The sequence below is a fragment of the bacterium genome, from assembly GCA_035419245.1.
Taxonomy (GTDB): Bacteria; Zhuqueibacterota; Zhuqueibacteria; order Residuimicrobiales; family Residuimicrobiaceae; genus JAKPUX01.
Genome location: DAOLSP010000001.1, coordinates 388,583 through 406,998 on the forward strand (window position 1 = coordinate 388,583; position 18,416 = coordinate 406,998).

General features: G+C 58.0%; 15 protein-coding genes. 11 read left to right on the forward strand and 4 right to left on the reverse strand.

Annotation, left to right across the window (positions count from 1 at the left end; all coding sequences use genetic code 11):
- Window positions 1–170 precede the first annotated feature (170 nt).
- From PLH32_01535 to PLH32_01570, 8 genes are all read left to right on the forward strand, one after another.
- Window positions 171–974 carry an RNA methyltransferase gene (locus PLH32_01535; GenBank protein ID HQJ63272.1) on the forward strand — a complete coding sequence of 268 codons (804 nt, stop codon included), beginning with the start codon at window positions 171–173 and terminating at the stop codon, window positions 972–974.
- Window positions 964–1,791 (forward strand): type II CAAX endopeptidase family protein, encoded by an 828-nt coding sequence (locus PLH32_01540; GenBank protein ID HQJ63273.1) that lies wholly within the window; start codon window positions 964–966, stop codon window positions 1,789–1,791. The genes PLH32_01535 and PLH32_01540 overlap by 11 nt, the downstream gene beginning before the upstream one ends.
- Window positions 1,784–3,316 (forward strand): SpoIID/LytB domain-containing protein, encoded by a 1,533-nt coding sequence (locus PLH32_01545; protein ID HQJ63274.1) that lies wholly within the window; start codon window positions 1,784–1,786, stop codon window positions 3,314–3,316. Before PLH32_01540 ends, PLH32_01545 begins: the two co-directional genes overlap by 8 nt.
- Before the next feature lie 83 nt (window positions 3,317–3,399).
- A complete protein-coding gene (locus tag PLH32_01550) occupies window positions 3,400–3,756 on the forward strand; it encodes a response regulator (GenBank protein HQJ63275.1) in 357 nt (118 codons plus the stop codon).
- A gap of 128 nt (window positions 3,757–3,884) precedes the next feature.
- Complete coding sequence (gene nadB / locus PLH32_01555; protein HQJ63276.1) at window positions 3,885–5,492, forward strand: L-aspartate oxidase; 1,608 nt, start codon at window positions 3,885–3,887, stop codon at window positions 5,490–5,492.
- Between the two features lie 29 nt (window positions 5,493–5,521).
- On the forward strand, window positions 5,522–6,658 hold the full coding sequence (locus tag PLH32_01560) for an AAA family ATPase (GenBank protein ID HQJ63277.1): 1,137 nt from the start codon (window positions 5,522–5,524) through the stop codon (window positions 6,656–6,658).
- A gap of 93 nt (window positions 6,659–6,751) precedes the next feature.
- On the forward strand, window positions 6,752–7,558 hold the full coding sequence (locus tag PLH32_01565) for a class I SAM-dependent methyltransferase (protein ID HQJ63278.1): 807 nt from the start codon (window positions 6,752–6,754) through the stop codon (window positions 7,556–7,558).
- Window positions 7,543–8,874: a glycosyltransferase family 4 protein gene (locus tag PLH32_01570; protein ID HQJ63279.1), complete on the forward strand. Its 1,332-nt coding sequence runs from the start codon at window positions 7,543–7,545 to the stop codon at window positions 8,872–8,874. Before PLH32_01565 ends, PLH32_01570 begins: the two co-directional genes overlap by 16 nt.
- 39 nt (window positions 8,875–8,913) lie before the next feature.
- Here the strand turns inward: PLH32_01570 and PLH32_01575 are convergent, their stop codons facing one another.
- A complete protein-coding gene (locus PLH32_01575; protein HQJ63280.1) occupies window positions 8,914–9,942 on the reverse strand; it encodes a glycosyltransferase family 4 protein in 1,029 nt (342 codons plus the stop codon).
- Window positions 9,943–10,123: 181 nt separating this feature from the next.
- Between PLH32_01575 and PLH32_01580 the strand changes: the two genes are divergently transcribed.
- Genes PLH32_01580 through PLH32_01590 form a run of 3 tightly spaced genes read left to right on the forward strand, consistent with a single transcriptional unit; the run spans window position 10,124 to window position 14,660 of the window.
- A complete protein-coding gene (locus tag PLH32_01580) occupies window positions 10,124–12,667 on the forward strand; it encodes a YfhO family protein (GenBank protein ID HQJ63281.1) in 2,544 nt (847 codons plus the stop codon).
- Between the two features lie 47 nt (window positions 12,668–12,714).
- Entirely contained in the window at window positions 12,715–13,908 is a 1,194-nt protein-coding gene (locus PLH32_01585; GenBank protein HQJ63282.1) for a HAMP domain-containing sensor histidine kinase, read from the forward strand.
- A complete protein-coding gene (locus PLH32_01590; GenBank protein ID HQJ63283.1) occupies window positions 13,905–14,660 on the forward strand; it encodes an SDR family oxidoreductase in 756 nt (251 codons plus the stop codon). The genes PLH32_01585 and PLH32_01590 overlap by 4 nt, the downstream gene beginning before the upstream one ends.
- Here the strand turns inward: PLH32_01590 and PLH32_01595 are convergent.
- From PLH32_01595 to PLH32_01605, 3 genes are read right to left on the reverse strand one after another with little or no spacing between them, the layout of a single operon-like run.
- Entirely contained in the window at window positions 14,657–15,409 is a 753-nt protein-coding gene (locus PLH32_01595) for a hypothetical protein (protein ID HQJ63284.1), read from the reverse strand. The genes PLH32_01590 and PLH32_01595 overlap by 4 nt on opposite strands.
- Window positions 15,410–15,416: 7 nt before the next feature.
- Window positions 15,417–16,139, reverse strand: a complete 723-nt coding sequence (locus tag PLH32_01600) for a DUF4249 family protein (protein ID HQJ63285.1) — start codon at window positions 16,137–16,139, stop codon at window positions 15,417–15,419.
- Window positions 16,129–18,405, reverse strand: coding sequence for a TonB-dependent receptor (locus tag PLH32_01605; GenBank protein HQJ63286.1), 2,277 nt, complete (start codon window positions 18,403–18,405; stop codon window positions 16,129–16,131). The genes PLH32_01600 and PLH32_01605 overlap by 11 nt, the downstream gene beginning before the upstream one ends.
- Window positions 18,406–18,416: the final 11 nt, after the last annotated feature.

The following is an 18,416-nucleotide window of genomic DNA, read 5'->3' on the forward strand; positions in this document are numbered from 1 at the left end:
CATCAGCAGTGGGGGCAGGGTGTAAGGCGGGCCGATCATCACCATCAGGCTAAAAAGCATTTGTCATTATGACCATTTTGTCCTATATTGAAGGCAATTCACACGCATGGCTGCGGCGACATCCACCAGGTGGGCGCCCGCCGATCTCAGCCGGTTCCGGAAATCCTCTCATGCCCATCTCGAAGCAGCGACTCAGGGCGCTGCGCCGCCTGCGGCTGAAAAAATTCCGCGAGCAGGAGCAGGCCTTTCTGATTGAAGGCGTCCGGCTCTGCGAGGAGGCCCTCCGGGCGGAAGCCGCTCTGGTGCGCGCCTTTCATACGCCAGAGGCCACGCGAAACAGGCGTATCCAGTTGTTGTTGCAGGAGCTCTCCCGGCACGATGTTCCGCTCGAGCTCATGGAAAACGCCGCCTTCTCCCTGCTGGCCGAGACCGAAGCGCCCCAGGGGATCGCCGCTCTCGTGCGCAAAAAACAGCTGCCCGCTTTCGATCCGGCCGCCTGCAGGGACCCGCTGATCCTGGCCATCGATGGCCTCGCCGATCCCGGTAATCTGGGCACCATCTTGCGTACGGCAGAATGGTTTGGCGTTCGATCGATTCTTCTCAGCCGGGCCACCGTGGAACTGCACAATCCCAAGGTGGTACGCAGCAGCATGGGCAGTCTCTTCCGGCTGCGGGTGTATGAGGATCACGATCTGCTGCAGACGGCCGTTGCAGCTCGGGCTACGGGCTGGCGGTTGCTCAGCGCTGAAGCGGCCGGCGGCGATCCATCGTTTACGCTCGCCGCCGGAGGACGCGACTTGCTCTTCATCGGCAGCGAGGCCCACGGCTTGGTAACCCCCCTGCAGGAGTTGATTGACCGGCGAATCACCATACCCGGAGGGGGGGCGGAATCGCTCAATGCAGCCATCGCTACCGCAATCGTACTCTATCAGCTGACCACTCCTCATTTGCAGACGGGTGCCCATGAGCCCTGATGACGACAATCTCTATCTAGATGGCAAAGAGCTCTCCAGGGTTTTGCTTTGGACGCTGGCCATGTTCATCCTCAGTCTCTTCGCCGGCTCGCTTCTGATCCTGCTGGGCGGCCCGAAATGGGGCCTGCTGGCTGAAACCCTCTTCATCATTCCGGCCATTCTATACGTCCTGAAACGCAAACTGCCATTTCGGCGGACCTTTCGCCTCAATCCGGTGACCCTGCCCATCCTTTTTTGCACCTTGCTGCTGGCTATCCCGGTCATGATCCTCGGCGACGAACTGGACCGCATCATCGCCCTCTTCTTCCCCCTCCCCTCGTGGTTTGATGTCGGCGATCTGCTGGCGATTGATTCCCTGACCGATGCCCTGCTGATTATCGGCAACGGCGTCGTCGTTGCGGCTATTGCAGAGGAAATGCTTTTTCGCGGCCTGGTCCAGCGCACCCTGGAACATCTCAATGAGGCTGCAACGGCCATGGCCCTCTCTGCCATCCTCTTCGCCATGTTCCATTTCAATATCTGGTGGATGATTCAGATCACCCTGCTCGGGCTGGTATTAGCCTACATCACCTGGAAAAGCGGCAGCATCTGGCCCGCCGTGATGCTGCATGGCCTCAATAACCTGCTCTCCATCCTGGTGAACAATGCCGGGCCGGAGAAGCTAAGCTGGTATGCCGGGGAAGTCCATGTCAAATGGATCTGGATTGCCGCCGCCCTCATCCTCTTGTTTCCAGCACTTTCTGGATTTCACAAGGCGTGCGACACCTCCGCGGCGGCACGCCTGCAAGATCGCATGATAGGAGAAGACCATGAATAACCCTGTACCCCAGGTCCGTATCGGCATGATCCAGTCGGCCGAAACCATCCGGTTTCAGTGCGAGAGCGCCTTCGATGTTCTCGATCTGCAGGGAAACCGGATGGCTCATGGAAAAGCCAACACCCCCTGCGAGGCGGTCATCCAGTTCTCCGAAGCCGCCGGGGTGCGCTATCGTGTGCGCTTGGCGATCGCCCTGACCGAAGAAGAAGCTGAGAAGCGGCGAAGAAAATTCAAGTCGCGGGGTATAGCCACCACCCTGTGGCGGCCGGGGGTCGTGCTGACGTTGCACGGATTTACCATGGACAATCGTGAATACTGGATCGTCACGGAAGCCTTTGCGGATGAAGCGGCGGCGAAGCAGTTCGCCCTGGAATACGAGCCGGTAGGCGAGGCCGTTGTGGTCAAGGAAATCGTCCGCAAGCCTTCTGGGACGCTCCAGCTGATGAATCAGCCTTTCGTCGATGGATGCCGGATTGTCCCCGCGGATCCAAAGGCCCGCATTCAGCTCTTTGATGTCACGGTCGGCATCGAGTTCCATTGGCAGCACCAGCGCACCCAGGTGCTGCCCGGGATTCTCGAAATCGGGTTCAACAATGCCGGGCGGCTGCTGGCGGTCAACGAGCTGGACATCGAGACCTATCTCATCAGCGTCAACTCTTCGGAGATGACCCGGGATAATCCGGTCGAGCTGCTCAAAGCTCAGACCATCGCCGCGCGCAGCACTATTCTCGCCACCATGGGCAAACATCACTACGACGAAAAGTTCCACCTCTGTTCCGACGATCACTGTCAGTGCTACCACGGCGTGGCCAACATCTCCGAATTCTCCCGGGCCGCCGCGGTGGAGACCGAAGGGGTCACCCTGCTGCATGAGGGGCGGGTCTGCGATGCGCGTTATGCCAAAATCTGCGGCGGGATCATGGAGGATTACGCCCATATCTGGGATGAACGCGACGTCCCCTATCTGGTTCCGGGTGTGGATGGGCGCGAAAAGCTGAGTTTCCCGCTAGCTGACGAGGAGCAGACGCGTGCCTATATCGACAGTTCACCCGATGTCTGGTGCAATACCCAAAAATATGCTATCCTCTCCTCCTTGCCGTACAACACCCGGGATCTCTTCCGCTGGAAGGTTTCTTATCCGCGCCGGGAGTTGAGCGAGCTGATCAGCCGGCGGTTGAGAATTCAGTTTGGCGAGCTCGTCGATCTTGTGCCGGGAGATCGCGCGCCCGGCGGCCGCCTGATTTTCCTGGATATTGTCGGCAGCGAGCGCACCGTCAGGATCGGCAAGGAGTTGGTCATCCGGCGCGCCCTCTCCGAGAGTCACCTTTACAGCGCCTGTTTTTATATCGAGCGTGATCGGAATGCATCCGGCCAGGTGGAGCGGTTTCATCTGATCGGCGCCGGTTGGGGTCATGGGGTCGGACTGTGCCAGGTGGGAGCTACTGTCATGGCGCAGCAGGGCTACGACCATGCCGCCATTCTAGCGCATTATTACAAACACAGCCAGCTGGTAAAACTCTACTAAAAGCTTTCCGCAGAGCGGGCCTGTTGCCACTATCTTATAACAGGTTAACACAATGCAGGCCCGATGAGAGACCGCGGAATGGTATGAAAATAGTCATTTATAACGACGAATTACGCTCCGGCATGCAGATGTATCTGGCGCTGAGCAACCGTCACGAAGTACGCGTCGCCCGCGACGCGGATGATCTCTTTGCTATGCTGGATCAGGCCGCAGCGGACCTGACCATCCTCGACCTCGCTTTCCCGGAGTCCCGGGATGAGCCGTTGGACGGATTTGATATCGCCCAACGGATCCACGCCAAACATCCTCAGACCAAGCTGGTCGGCATATACGATCAGGACAATCCGGACCTGGCCGAGAAGGCGCGCGCCCGCGGTATCGCCGAACTGATCGCTCGGCCGATCAAGAACCGAGAACTGCTGGGACTGATCGAAAAATAACAGGCTGTTTCATTACGGTGGGCTTACGCCCTTGCTTCAGGCCGGCACTTTCGTGCCGGCCTTTTTATTAACAAACCTGTTGCAAATTATATGGATATGATGTACTTTACTAAAAACAAGAAGGGTGCATGAGCATAGAAACCGATTTTCTCGTCATCGGCAGCGGGATCGGCGGGCTCTCCACAGCTCTCAAGCTGGCAAACCACGGCTCCGTTGCTATCATCACCAAAAAGCACCAGTCCGAATCGAACACCAATTATGCCCAGGGTGGGATTGCTTCGGTCTTCGATAAAGGCGATTCCTATGAAGAGCACATCCAGGATACCCTGACAGCCGGTGCCGGGTTGTGCCATGAAGATGCCGTCCGCCTGATCGTCAGTCAAGGGCCTGACCGGGTTCGGGAGCTTTTCGAGCTGGGCGTCCCCTTCACCCGCAACGACACCGGGCAGTTCGACCTCGGCCGCGAAGGCGGTCACCATCATAACCGCATCGTTCATGTCAAGGACCACACCGGCCGCGACGTCGAAGCCGCGCTCCTGGAAGCTGCGCGCAGCAATCCGCGCATCACCATCTATGAACACCACATGGCGGTTGAACTGATTACCGAGCACCAGGTCTTCAGTGCCCGCCTGGCTCCGGATCTCTCGATCAATTGCTGGGGTGCTTACGTCCTGGATATCAACGCCGAGAGGGTCGAACCCTTCATCGCTAAAGCGACGATTCTTGCATCGGGCGGCTGCGGACAGGTTTATCTGCATACCACTAACCCCTCGATCGCCACGGGCGACGGCATGGCGATCGCCTACAGGGCCGGAGCCACCATCGCCAACATGGAGTTTATGCAGTTCCACCCCACCTCACTTTACCATCCCGAAGCCAATTCTTTCCTGATTTCCGAAGCGGTGCGTGGCTTCGGCGGCCAGCTCATCCATAAGGATGGCGAATCCTTCATGGAGAAATACCATCCGATGGGGGCCTTGGCGCCCCGCGACATCGTCGCGCGCGCGATCGATGCCGAGCTGAAAAAACGCGGCGTCCCCTGCGTCTATCTCGACGTCAGTTATCTGGATGCCGACGCCGTCCGGGCCCGTTTTCCCAATATTTACGAAAACTGCCTGCGGTATAAAATTGACATCACCAAAGAACCCATCCCGGTCGTCCCCGCGGCACACTATGCCTGCGGCGGTGTCCGGACCGACCTGCAGGGGCGTACCAGCATCAACGGACTTTTTGCCTGCGGCGAGGTGACCTGCACCGGCGTCCACGGCGCCAACCGCCTGGCCTCCAACTCCTTGCTCGAAGCCGTCGTCTTCGCTCATGAAGCCAGTCAGGCCGCCATCCGCTTTGTGGCAACGCGCAAACCGATCCCCAGCGGCATTCCCCTCTGGGACGATACCGGCACGTTCGATCAGGAGGAGTGGGTCCTGATCTCCCATGACCGCCTCGAGATTCAAAACATCATGTGGGACTATGTCGGTATCGTGCGCTCCAATTCCCGCCTTGAACGGGCGCTGAGCCGGATCCGGTTGATCCGTCAAGAAATCGAAAACTATTACAAGCGCACCCGGATCACCGAGGGACTGCTCGAACTGCGCAACCTGGCCACAGTGGCCCAGCTGATCATCCAGTCCGCCATGATGCGCCGGGAAAGCCGCGGGCTCCATTACACAACCGACTATCCCAATAGCGACGATGCCTTTCGCCACGATACCCTCATCGAACATTCAGCTGTCTAGTGATCCCTTGACTTCGATGGAGTGCGCAGATGATCATCTCGAAGATTGAAATTCGCGCTTTCAAGTCGATTTATGAACTCGCACTGCCCCTGGATCCGCATATCAATGTGCTCATAGGCGCCAACGAGAGCGGCAAATCCAACATCCTCAAAGCGCTCGAAGCCTTCAGGGAAAAAGTCGCCCTGGATGCCTCGTTCACCTGCCAGTACTCGAACCATTATTACATGGCCAAACCTCCCGAATTGACCCTGGAGTTCTCCGGTTTCACCAACGAAAATCGGCGCCTCCTGCAGGCGGTCTCGGAGTCCTTCAAGGAGGTGGAGCGCTTCAAGATCCGCAAGGAGGGACCAACCCTCAACGATTATCATCTGTTGATCAATGTCAATCCGGTCGAGTCGATCGATATGGCCCGGCTGTTGCGCATTCTCCCCAAGATCCTCTATTTTCCCGACATCCGTTTGCTCAAAAACCGCGTCGATTACGACGATCTCATCGCCAACCTGCCGGAGTGCGCCACTGAACGTAATCTGCTCAAGATCGGCGGGGTCGATCGCTACGAGACCATCTTTGAAGACAATGCTCGCGGCCGCCGCGCCCTTGAGGAGGCCGGCCGGATCATCACCGAGCAGCTGCGCCGCGTTTGGTCACAGGAACCCACCATCGAAGTCAAACTCAATGTCAACGGCCGCGCCCTCTATATCGATTTCAGCGACAGCACCACCGTCTTCGATACCCCGGAATCCCGCAGCCTGGGGTTCCGATGGTACCTCTCCTTTTACGTCAATTTTCTCGCCCAAACCTTTGAAGCCCAAGCCAACGAATATCTCTTTCTTTTCGATGAACCCGGCATCCATCTTCATCCTTCCGGCCAAAAGGATTTGATGAAGGTCCTCGAAGACCTGGCCTTGAAAAACCAGGTGATCTTCAGCACCCACTCCCCCTTTATGATCAACCGCCAGTTTCCCGAGCGGGTCATTCTCGTGGTCAAGGACAAAAACGGCACTCGCATCGACAATCAGGCCTATCGCGAGCACTGGAAACCCCTGCGCGACGAGATCGGCCTCAAGGTGGGCGATCTCTTCTTCTTCAGTGATTCCAGTATCATCGTCGAACTGCCCACGCGCAAGTCAGGGATCCTGGAAAAATTCAAGGCAAAATCCGAGTAGCCATATGCCTGAAACGAAGGTCCATATCCGCAGCGGGCGGCGGCTTTTCTCACGGGCGCAGTGCCACCCCTTCTCGCCTGCGGGAGTCCAGGCATGTTGAGTGGCGACCTCTCCGGCAAAGAAAAATACTGGCTCTACCAATACCGACTCGGGAGCCAGTATCTTTTACCCTTGTTGATGGAATGGGGGGTTCCCCTCGAGGGGGCCCGGATGCTCGACATCGGCTGTGCGGAGGCGGGCATCCTCTGCGCCTTCGCCGAGGCGGGCGGCCGCGCGATCGGGTTGGAACTGAGCCCCAGCCGCCTGCACTTTGCCCGGCATTTTGCCTCACCCGCACAGCAAGCCAGGATGACTCTGATTGCCGCCGACTTTTTTCATATGCCCCTGAGAAAGGAACAGGGCCGCTTTGACCTGATCCTGCTCCGCGATGTCTTCGAGCATTTGCCCGACAAGAACAGCGCCTTTGCCGCCCTGGCCGCCCTGATGCAACCCGGAACGCGTCTGATTCTGACCTTTCCTCCTTTTTATTCTCCTTTCGGGGGACACCAGCAGATGCTGGGCGGATTCCTCCGCCGCATCCCCTGGTTCCATATCCTTCCACAGGCCCTGTGGCGTCTCATAGCCCGATATATCGTGGCGCACGATCCCAATCCCCGCTTTCTCGAAGAAATGGAAAAACTCCGCCACCACCGCATGTCGATCGCCCTTTGTCATCGGCTGGCAAAAAAGTACCAGCTGACGGTTTCGGGGGAGCGCTATTATCTCAGCCGTCCCAGCTATCAACTGCGCTACGGCTGGCCGGTGATCGGGGCGCAGACCCTGGGCCACATCCCGGTACTGCGCGAGTTCCTCATCACCGGCGCCCTCATTATGATGAGCAGGCCATGCCCAGAGTCTTGATCACCACCTACTATTTTCCCCCTGCCGGGGGCGCCGGCGTGCAGCGGACGCTCAAGTTCGTCAAATATCTGCGCGAATTCGGCTGGGAGCCGGTCGTCCTGACCGCCCGGGATGCCGATTATCCAGCCCGCGATGAAACCCTGTTGCAGGAGATCCCGGAGGGGATAAAAATCTATCGGGCTCCACTTTTCGAGCCCTATCGTCTTTACCGCTGGTTCACCGGCAAGCCGGCCGGCACCGCCACCGATATCGCCACCCTGACCCGGGATGCGCAGGAAGACCGGAAATGGAGCGAACGGCTTTCAGAGGGCATACGCGCTGCCCTGTTCGTCCCCGATGCCCGCATGACCTGGTTCTTTCCAGCGCTTCATCTCGGCCGCAAGATCCTCAACGCGGAGAAGATCGATCTGATCTTCTCAAGCGCCCCGCCCTACACGACGCATCTCATCGGCCGCCGGCTGAAACGCGCTTCCGGATTGCCTTGGGTGGCCGATTTCCGCGATTCTTGGATTGGCTGGCTCTCAACACCGCATTGGCGGCCGGCGCCCGCCCGGGCGCTCGAGTTCCGAATGGAAAAACAGGTTCTGACAGAAGCAGATCACATTCTTACGGTCTCCGCCGGTGTAAAAGAGGACTTGCTGAGCCGCCATCCTGATTTACGCGATACACGTTGGTGCTACCTCCCCAACGGATTCGACGCTGCGGATCTGGCGGGCATTCCGCCCAAACCCAAAGCGCCAGGATTCACCCTGATTTATACCGGTTCACTCTATGGCAACCGTAATCCCCGCTCGCTGTTGCGCGCCCTCGAACAGCTGGTCGAAGAACAGTTCGCTCCCCTCGAGGCGCTCCATATCCGGCTGGTGGGGCGGGTCGGCGAGGCGATCCTGCAGGAGATCGCCGCCTCGCCAGCTGGCCGCTTCTTTGACCATATCCCCTACGTCTCCCATGCCGAAAGTCTGCAGTACCTCCTTGCCGCCGATGCCGCTCTCTTGATCATCGACGATTCCCCGGCCAACCGCGGCATTCTCACCGGCAAGCTTTTCGAATACATCGGCGCGCGCCTTCCCATTCTCGCCCTGGCGCCCGAAGGCGAGGCCTCCACCCTCATCCGCCGCCACGGCCTCGGTTTCTGTATACCGCCTGGAGACAGTGAAGGGATCGCTGCTGTCCTGCGTAGGTTGCTCCGCAAGGAATATCCGCGTCATCAGGAGCAAGGGGAGGACGCCCGGCGGCTCTTTGAGCGTCGCGAGCAGACCCGCCAGCTTGCCGCACTTTTTGACGAGATGATCGCTGAACCAGATGAAAGGGAATGAGCGTAGAGTAGGCGAACGGGGGAATAAAGCGTTGTCGGATCAGGCCTGCACCAGGTCAAGGAGGAGCGAGGCCAGTCCGGATTGGCGCTTGCAGAGCGCAAAAAGCGTTACAATCCGCTGTCGTGCGGCCCGACGCCGTTCCGAGCCGGCTTGTAGGGCTTGTCCAACTGCGGCAGCCAGCGGGGCAGCGGAACGCTCGGAGACCACCCAGCCCGCTTCACCCACCACCTCGGGCAGGGCTCCGGTTGCCGTCACCACCGGCACGCATCCGCACGCCATGGATTCGGCCAGGGCCATGCCGAACGATTCGTGGTGCGAAAACTGGCAGTAGACGGGTGTGCGCGCATACAGGGCTGCCAGCGCCGTGCGTTCGAGGCGGCCCAGCAAACGCACATTCTCAGGCACACCCCGTGAGCGGATCCAGTCCAACGCCTCACCCTCCAGGCCGACCGCGACAAAAGGAACCTGTGGCAGCTCCCGCGCCACATCCAGAAACAACCCGATGCCCTTGATGGCGGCCGCACGCCGGTCTCGAGCCCCGCAAACCGTAAGCACCCCCCTCTCCCTCATGTTCTCCGTCTCCGCGTCGAAGAATTCCGTGTCGACGCCGTTATACAAAATCCGCGACGGCGCGTGCGGAGCGAAGGCCGCCAGCTCATCGGCTGTGGCCTTTGAAACCGGCAGCAAAAGGGCGGCATAGCGCAAGCTCATCCGACTGCAAAAGGAGCGCACCGCCTGCAGATGGGCGCCGTAACCATAGTCGGGCATCCGGGCGACATCGTAGCCGCCCACGACGATGACGACCGGCTTGCCGAAGAGCCGACCCGCTACGACCGGTACCAACGCATGATAATCGGCGAACCAGGTGAAGAGCGCTGCCGAGCCGGGGAGATGGCGCAACAGCCAGAAGCCCTGCGCCCATTGATCCCATGCCTGCCGCAGAAAGGGTTTGAAATGAAAGCGACGCATCCGCAAGCGAAAATGTCGACGCAAGCCATCGGCGTCAGCAAGGACAAAAGGCGCCTGGCTGGGCTGGATAAAAAGCAATTGCGCGGGCCGTGGTGGCATGACGAAACCCTCTCTACAATCAGACCATGGAATCAGGGCATAGTGATACCAATATAAATAATCCGCGAATAGGATCAAAAAACTTCAAAACAAAAGTATAAAGATTCGCTGGACTTTCTTAAAAAATTGTCATATAATAACCAATAATCTGCTTTCAACCCTGTCATGCAACGAGGCTGTCGTGAAAAAGAAAAAAGTCGCACAGGAAAAAAGCTGGGCGCCGCCATCTGCGGAAAAAGAGACGCTTCTCACCCGCTACCCCCTGGCCGCACTCCTGGTCCTCTCTTTCCTGCTCCTGCTCATTTTGTACAATCAGGTCATGCTGGCCGGAAAAACCTTTCAAATGCCGGATCAGCAAAGCGCGCGCGCCACAGCCCCCTTCGTCAAGGAAGCCCTCTCCCGCGGCATCACGCCCCTCTGGTGTCCCTATATCTTCGGCGGCATGCCCTCTTTTGGCTCCCTGCTCAGCGCACCTCATGTGAACCGATTGGATGACTTCTTCATCGGCTTCTTCCGCCTTCTCGCTCTGCCGGATTTTACCTTCATTTTCTTCAATTATCTGCTCTTCGCTCTCTTCATGTTCCTGCTCATGCGCGGACTGGGCGTAGAGCCGCTCCCGGCTTTCTTTTCCGGGCTGGCGGTCATCTTCATCCCCCAGTTCGTCGCCTTCACCGCCTATGGACACAATACCAAATTTCTTGCCGCAGTGCTGATTCCGGTCATCCTTCTCTGCGCCAAAAAAATGATGGAGGAGAAAAACGGGCTCTGGTTCAGCCTCACCGCCCTCGCCATCGGCTTCCAGATGGTGCGAGCGCACATCCAGGTTTCCTACTACACCTTCATTCTTCTCGGAATCTACTTCCTTTATAAGGAGATCGCCGATTTCCGCCGCAGCCGCGAGATCAAGCCGCTGCTGCACTCCGCCGGGCTGCTCGCTGGCGCCATTGCCGCGGGTGTGCTCCTCTCGATGATTCTCTATACCTCGGTTCTCGACTACCAGCGCTACTCCATCCGCGGCGGCAGCACCGAAGGCGGTGGACTTGATTTTGACTACGCCGCCAACTGGTCCTTTCATCCTCTGGAGATGGTGACCTTCTTCATTCCCTCCTTCATGGGCTTTGGCGGCGCCACCTATTGGGGCAAGATGCCCTTCACCGATTACCCGCTCTATTTCAGCGTCGTTGTTTTTCTTCTGGCGGGTCTCGCCCTCGCCCTACGCCGTGATCGCACGACCTGGATTATGACGACTGTCGCGCTCTTTTCACTGCTGGTTTCCTTCGGCAAACATTTCGGTGTGCTCTATGCCCCGCTGTTCAAGATTCTGCCCTACTTTAACAAGTTCCGCGTCCCGAGCATGATTCATATCATTCTGGATATCAGCATGCTCGTCCTCGCCGGTATCGGCTTGCAAGCCCTGTTCGAACTGCGCACCCAGCTGCCACAGCTTAAACCGCTTGAACGCACACGCCGGATCAAATCGTTGAAACGCTTCCTCTATACTTTTGCCGGTGTGGTTGCGGTGTTGGGACTGATGGTTCTTTTGGGACGAGCCCTTTATATGGAAATGGCTGGCAGCGGCGGCCACACCCTGAATGATGCCCAGCGTGTCGCTGCCTATAACCAAGCGGTCCTTGACAGCCTCAAATCGATCGGGCTGGTTGCCATCGCGGTTGTGCTCATCCTCCAGTTCCTTAAAAACAGCCTATCCCGGATGGCGCTGACCCTTTTACTGAGCGCCATGGTAGTTTTCGATCTGTGGGCCGTGGATGCCAAAATCATCCAGCCTCAGGACAAGTCCGACGAAAAGGCCTTTTTTGCGGCGACGCCTGCCGTGCAGTTTTTACAGAAAGACAAAGAGCTCTATCGCATCTTTCCAGTGCTGGATGACAAGAGCGGCAATTGGTACATGTACCACTTCATTCATAACATCTCCGGCTACAGCGCCGCTAAACTACGCCTCTATCAGGATTTCCTCGACGAAACCGGTTTCGGTTCACAGGATCGCTATGGCCTGAACAGTTTTCTCTCCAAGTACTGGCGGGTGGGCATGCAGGGTAATCGCTATGCATGGATTGATGTGCCGCTGCAGCAAATCGCCCCGGAGCGGTTGGCCTTTGATTCGGCCATGCTGGATATGCTCAACGTCAAATATCTGGTTCAGATGGAGTTGCCCTGCAACGATCCGCGCTACCAGCCGGTAGGCGATCCAAAAACGATTCCACTTTACCGCAATACGACGGTGTTGCCGCGCGCCTTTTTCGCCGATTCGGTCCTCGTCCTCAAAGGCCGCAAGAGCATTTTTGACTACATGAAGAGCGGCCGTTTCAACCCACGCCGGGTGGCCGTGATCGAGGAGAATCCACCGTTTACCGTGTCGGCCGCCACCGGCAATACGGCCGATATCGTCAAGTATGACCTGCACCAGATCGTCATCTCCGCCAAGATTAAATCTCCGACAATCCTGGTGCTCAGCGAGATCTATTACCCCGCCGGCTGGAAAGCCTTTGTGGACGGCAAAGAGAGCAAGATCTTCAAGACCAATTACCTTCTGCGCGGGCTCTTCCTCCCGGCCGGCGATCACCAGATTCTCTTCAAATTCAACCCCGCCTCATACCAGGCCGGCGAGTGGATCACCGGGATAGTGCTGCTCCTGCTGATCGGCCTCCTGGGTCACTCACTCTGGATGGTTTACCGGAACCGCCGCAAATCACCGGCGACTGCCTGATCTCAAGGGTGGGCCTTTCGCCCACCCTTTTTTGATAGAAAGAACCTATGTCTTTTCGCAAAACGCTTTACATGTCCTCGGGTACCCTACGCTACCTCTTCGTAGTCGTGGTTATACTTTGCATCGCCGGAATTAATTTTTACGTCCAGGGGCTGGTCAAGGATTTGCGCAAACAATCCCGCGATATTGCAGAATTCTACGCCCTCACCTACCAGCGCCTGGCGGTAGCCGCCGACCAGCCGGAGGTGCTCGACTGGCTTTTCGTCAACATCATCAGCCGTGCCACCTTCCCCCTGATCCTGACCGACCGCCAGGGCAATCCCAGCTCCTGGCAAGGCCTGACAGTCCCGGACACCGCCCGCTCGCCAGAAGCCCTCAAACAGGTACGCAAGGTTCTGGCCAAGATGCGGCAGGAAAATGATCCCATCCCGATAACCTACGACGAGATTGTCCTCAGTTATCTCTACTTCGGCGACTCGGTCCTGATCAGCCGCCTCCAATTTCTGCCTTGGGTTACCCTGAGCGGCATCGGCCTCCTGGTTCTGGCTGCCTTTCTCAGCTTCGTCAGCATCAAGAGCAGTGAGCAGCGCTTCATCTGGGTGGGGATGGCCAAGGAGACCGCCCATCAGCTTGGCACCCCGATCTCCTCGCTGATGGGCTGGCTCGAGCTCCTCAAAATGCCCCATCTTGGTGCCGCCCAGCGCGAGCAAACCCTGACGGATATGGAGACCGATCTCAAGCGGCTGGAAAAAATCGCCGCACGTTTTTCCCATATCGGTTCCGAAGCCTTGCTCGATCCGCAGGAGGTAGAGCCGATCCTCCATGATGTTTGCGAATATCTGCGCAAGCGCCTGCCTAAAACCGGCAATCAGATTCAATTGATCGAAACCTATGCGGCGTGCAAACCCGTACCCCTGAACCGCGAGCTCTTCGAATGGGCGGTCGAGAATCTGCTGAAAAACGCCATTGACGCCGTAAAAGGTAAAAAAGGGATCATCGAAATCATCACGAAACCCCTGAATGGCAAAAACCGCATCGTGATCGACATCAGCGACAACGGCGCCGGGATCACCGCCAAAAGGCGCAACGACATTTTCAAGGCGGGCTACAGCACGAAGAAACGCGGCTGGGGTCTGGGTTTGAACTTTGCCAAGCGGATCATCGAGGAGTATCATCACGGACGGCTGATCATCAAGGAGAGCCATATCGGCAAGGGGACCACGATGCGGATGATTCTATGACGGAGATCCGTAAATCCCTGGAGGGCCGGATCGCCCTGGTGACCGGCAGCGCGCGCGGCCTGGGCGCGGGCATGGTGCGCGCCTTGGCGACACAGGGCGCCGCTGTTGCCATCCACTACCGCAAAAGCCGGGAAGCGGCCGAGCGGCTGGCTAAGGAACTTCAAGATCAGGGAGTGACCGCGGCGACCTTCCAAGCGAATGTGACCCGATGGGCGGAGGTCTGCGATCTGCGCACCGCCGTGCTGGAACACTTCGGCCGCCTCGACATTCTGGTGAACAATGTGGGAACTTTCTTCGAAAAACCCTGGGGATCTTTCACACCGGCAGAATGGGAGGAGATGCTGGCGAGCAACCTCACGAGCGTCTATTATACCTGTCAGGCCTTCTGGCCGGGGCTGGTGGCACAGCGATGGGGCCGCATCATCAATATTGGGCTCGCGAACAGCGACCGCATCCATGCTTATCGCAATATCCTGCCCTATGCCATCGCCAAATCCGGCGTGCTCATCCTCAGCAAATCCCTGGCCTTAGAGGGTGCTCCGCACCAGATTACCGTGAACGTCCTGGCACCCGGATTGATGGATAATGGAACCCTCGACACGACCGCCCGCCAGACTGCAACGCAACAAGTGCCCGCTGGACGACCGGGAACCAGTACCGATCTCGCCGCGGCGCTGACCTTTCTTTGCAGCGAGGCCGCCTCCTATATCACCGGCGCCCAAATCCCCGTCAGCGGCGGCTGGGGCCTTTAGTGCCGCACCTCCTCCGGACGGCGCGGATAACGCCGCTCCCGTTCCGGAATGCCTTCACTTTTGGCCGGCAGCTGAGCCGGCCGGCGGCTGGCGATCCGCAAGCCCGTATCATCCGCAACCAGGTCGTATCCCCCTGACCAGACCGGTTCGGCACGTTCGCTGCGGTACGAAACGACTCGCGCCCATCCAAGAAGACCATTGAGCCGCTGCGCCGCTTTCCAGAGTATTTGCCCCGTATTGCTGGCCAACGCAACCGAGCTCACCTTGCGCATCGCACCATCCTGACGGCTATACCCCTCAACAGCAGTCAAACGAAACATGGTCCGCAGCCCCACCTTTCCGAGAAAGGCTTTCCATTGCAGCACTTCTCCCTGAAGTGCCCACCAGTCGCCTTTCACTGAACAGTTTTTTGCCGGTCCGGGCTTACCACTTTCGTAAGGGATCACGATCACCTTGAATCCGCTTGATGCGGCGCCGCTCTTCTGAAATTCGACGTGGGCCACCGGTCTTTCGCCTTGGAGTGGACTGAAGTAATAAAGATAAATGATAAAATACCCCAAGAGGAGGGCGGAAAGGGTAAGCAGCAGCATCGTCAGCCCAGAGAGCGACCCGGATCTTTTTTTTCGCGCCGGCGTCTTGCTGCCGCCTTTGCCGCCAAAGATGGTCAAAAGGATAAAAGCCGCAACCAGGCTGACCAAAAACAAAACCAGATAGACGGCGTTCGAGTCACCGGGAAGTAATTGGTTCATCCTCTCCTCATTTCGCCAGGATAATTCTTTCATCATACGCGATGGCGCCGAACACGCCGATCCCGCCCTGGATATGCCAGACCGGCTCTTCGTCGTCGCGCATGAGCAAGTAATTATAATAATTGCGATCCAATGCGGTCACCTTCAGCACATAGATGTCAGGTTGGGCGAGATAAAACGGATAGAAATTGGTCGCCGTGGAATCGCTCCACATCTCGGCGCTGTAGGTATGGACATTGCCGCGCACACTGACCAGAAAATGGCTGTCCGGTGTGCCCGGCTCCCAAGCGATCGGCAGCGCAGCGTTGGCTGCGACCACCTGATGATCGGCTGGCGAGATCAAGCGCGGCGGTGCTGGCATGGTACAGTGCGCTTCTATCCGGCGGCCATCCTGCAGTCGGACGGAGAGGGTGTAGGTCGCACCCGCCTGCAAACATAAGTCCGGTCCCTCCGTGGCATACCGGCCTTCGCCCCGGTCTGTGAAGGTTACTGCCTGACCCGCCCCACTGATTATCATCTGAGCCCCTGCTATGCCCCGGTCCGCTGGCACCCGATCCATCGCGCGATAGGTCTCCTCCAGACGAATGATCGTCTGCCCGGAGTTATAGATCAGCAGCCCGAAGAGGTTGATCTCGGGTTGGTAATTGAATTCGTTGACATCGGGTCCATTGCTACATGCGGCCAGCAGCAGGGCGGCCGCCAGGACCCCGAGTGGTAATCTAGAAGGCAAAATCCACTCCCAGCGTCGGCAGCAAGGGGAACATCGAGACCGTCGTCAATCGCGAGGGATTGGCGTCATGGTCCCAAAAGTAATAAAAGACATTTTTATGGTTGTAGAGGTTGATGACCTGCAAATAAGGGGAGGCGGAGACGCCGAAGAGGCGTCCCTCCCGGCGCAGGCTGACATCCATGCGGTGATAGAGCGGAAATCTGGCGCTGTTCTTCGCACCGGGACGATCCACCAGATGGCCCGAAAGCATATTCTGCTCGATATCCCACTCGTACCGCACATATTTACCGGGTTTGGGCGTATAGGGCATCCCGGAGCCGTAGGAAAAAACCATTCCGAGGGTCCATTTCCTGCCAAGGGTCCGGTTCAGAACAACATGAAAAGAGTGGCGGCGGTCGTATTTGGGATAATAACTCTGCTGGCCCATCCGGCGCTTGGTGATGCCCCAACTGTATCCCAGCCAACCCTGCAGGGGCCCCTGCTGCCGCTTTAGTAACAGCTCCATGCCGCGTGCCGTTCCCTCGGCGACGAAGTAATCGTCGGACGGATCAGAGGCAATCCCGTTTTCGTTGAGATCGAGCAGGCCGTTGAAGGTTTTCAAATACCCCTCGAGTGTGAAGAGGAGATCGTGCGGCAGCCACCATTCCACTCCCACCACATAGTGGTTGGCGGTTTGTGGTTTGTAGTTCTTGCTGATGGGCATCCACAGATCCATCAGCGAAAAATTCTGTTCGTCGCTGGCGACCGTCGTAAGATACTGGGCATAATGCCCATAGGTGGCTTTAAGGGCGAGATTGGGGGCAAGTTGATACTGCAGCCCCAGACGTGGTGCAAGGCTCCAGCGATCGCCGAGCGTATAGTGTTCAAGACGCACCCCGGTATTGAGCTGGAGACGCGGCCGGGGCTGCCAGTGGTCCTGCAGATAGAACGCCTGAAGCGCGGGCTGGGCGGTATAGGCAAACAGTCGGTACTCATCAATGGCAATGCCATAACGAAATTCCAGGCCGGAGGCGGCCATTCCCGCTTTAATGCTGTGCCCGTGGATGCCAAAATAGTTGATATCCGCTTTGGCGCTGTAGTCGGTGATGTGGTTGTTCAGGGTTAACGAGGCGGTTCCGCTGCCCTCCACGGCGGCATCGAGGTCGTTGTCAAAGCGGCTGCGGGATAGAATCGTCTCGCTGAAAAGATCGGGGCGGATGATCCAGCGCCAGGTCAGGCTGGTGGTCCTGTTGCCCCAGGTCCAGTCGAGGTCGACATCCACCTCGGATTCGTCGTCTCCTTCGGCGGAGAAATCGAGAACATCGTCGCCGTAAAAACCGCTCAGCGTAAGGCGGTGGCGCTGCGAAAGATCGAGATTGATTTTGCCCTGAAAATCATAAAAATAATAAGGGAAAGCATACCGGGTATGTTTGAAGACCTGATCGAAATAGGTCCGGCGGCCGGCAATCAGGAAGGAGCCGGAGGGTAAGGGCCCCTCGGCGAGGGCGCGGGCCGACAGCAGGCTGATGCTGCCCGCGCCGCGATAGTGTTTGGTGTCTCCTTCCCGGTTGGTGATGGCAAGCACGGAAGAGAGTCGGCCGCCGTACTCCACGGGGAATCCCCCGCTGAGAAATTCCAGTTCCTTGATCGCATCCACGTTGAAGGTGCTGAAGACGCCGCCTAGATGGAAGGGATTATAGACACTGACACCATCCAGGAGAACCAGATTCTGATCCGGACTGCCGCCGCGCACATAGAGCTGACTGGAATAATCGCTGCGGCTGACCACCCCGGGCAACAACTGCAGGGTTCTGAAGACATCGGCTTCTGCCAGCATCGGCACCAGTTGCAGCTGACGCATCGTCAGTGAGGCGGTGGAAATGTGAACTTCCCGCTCGAAGCGCTCGCGCTGCGCCGTCTTGGTCACCTCACCCATCTCTATCGATCCCGGAAGTAGGGTAACCGCTAGGAGCGTGTCCACTCCGGCGCGCAGCAAAATTTCACTTTGCCAGCGCTGATATCCCAGTAGCGAGACGGTGCAGAGATAGCGGCCCGCCTCCAGATGGGGGATGACAAAATAGCCGCGCAGGGTAGTAAGCGTCCCCAGCTTTGTCCCGGCCAGATAGACATTGGCATAAGGGAGGGGCTCACCATTGGTGGCGTCGCGGACAAAACCGCTGATGGAGGCCAAGATCTCCTTGGCGGCGGTCGTGTTGCCCGATCCAGGGCCAGCCGACAGCGCCGCCAGTAGCAGAGCGGCAACGAAGGAGAGACAAGATCGCTTCATACAATATCTTG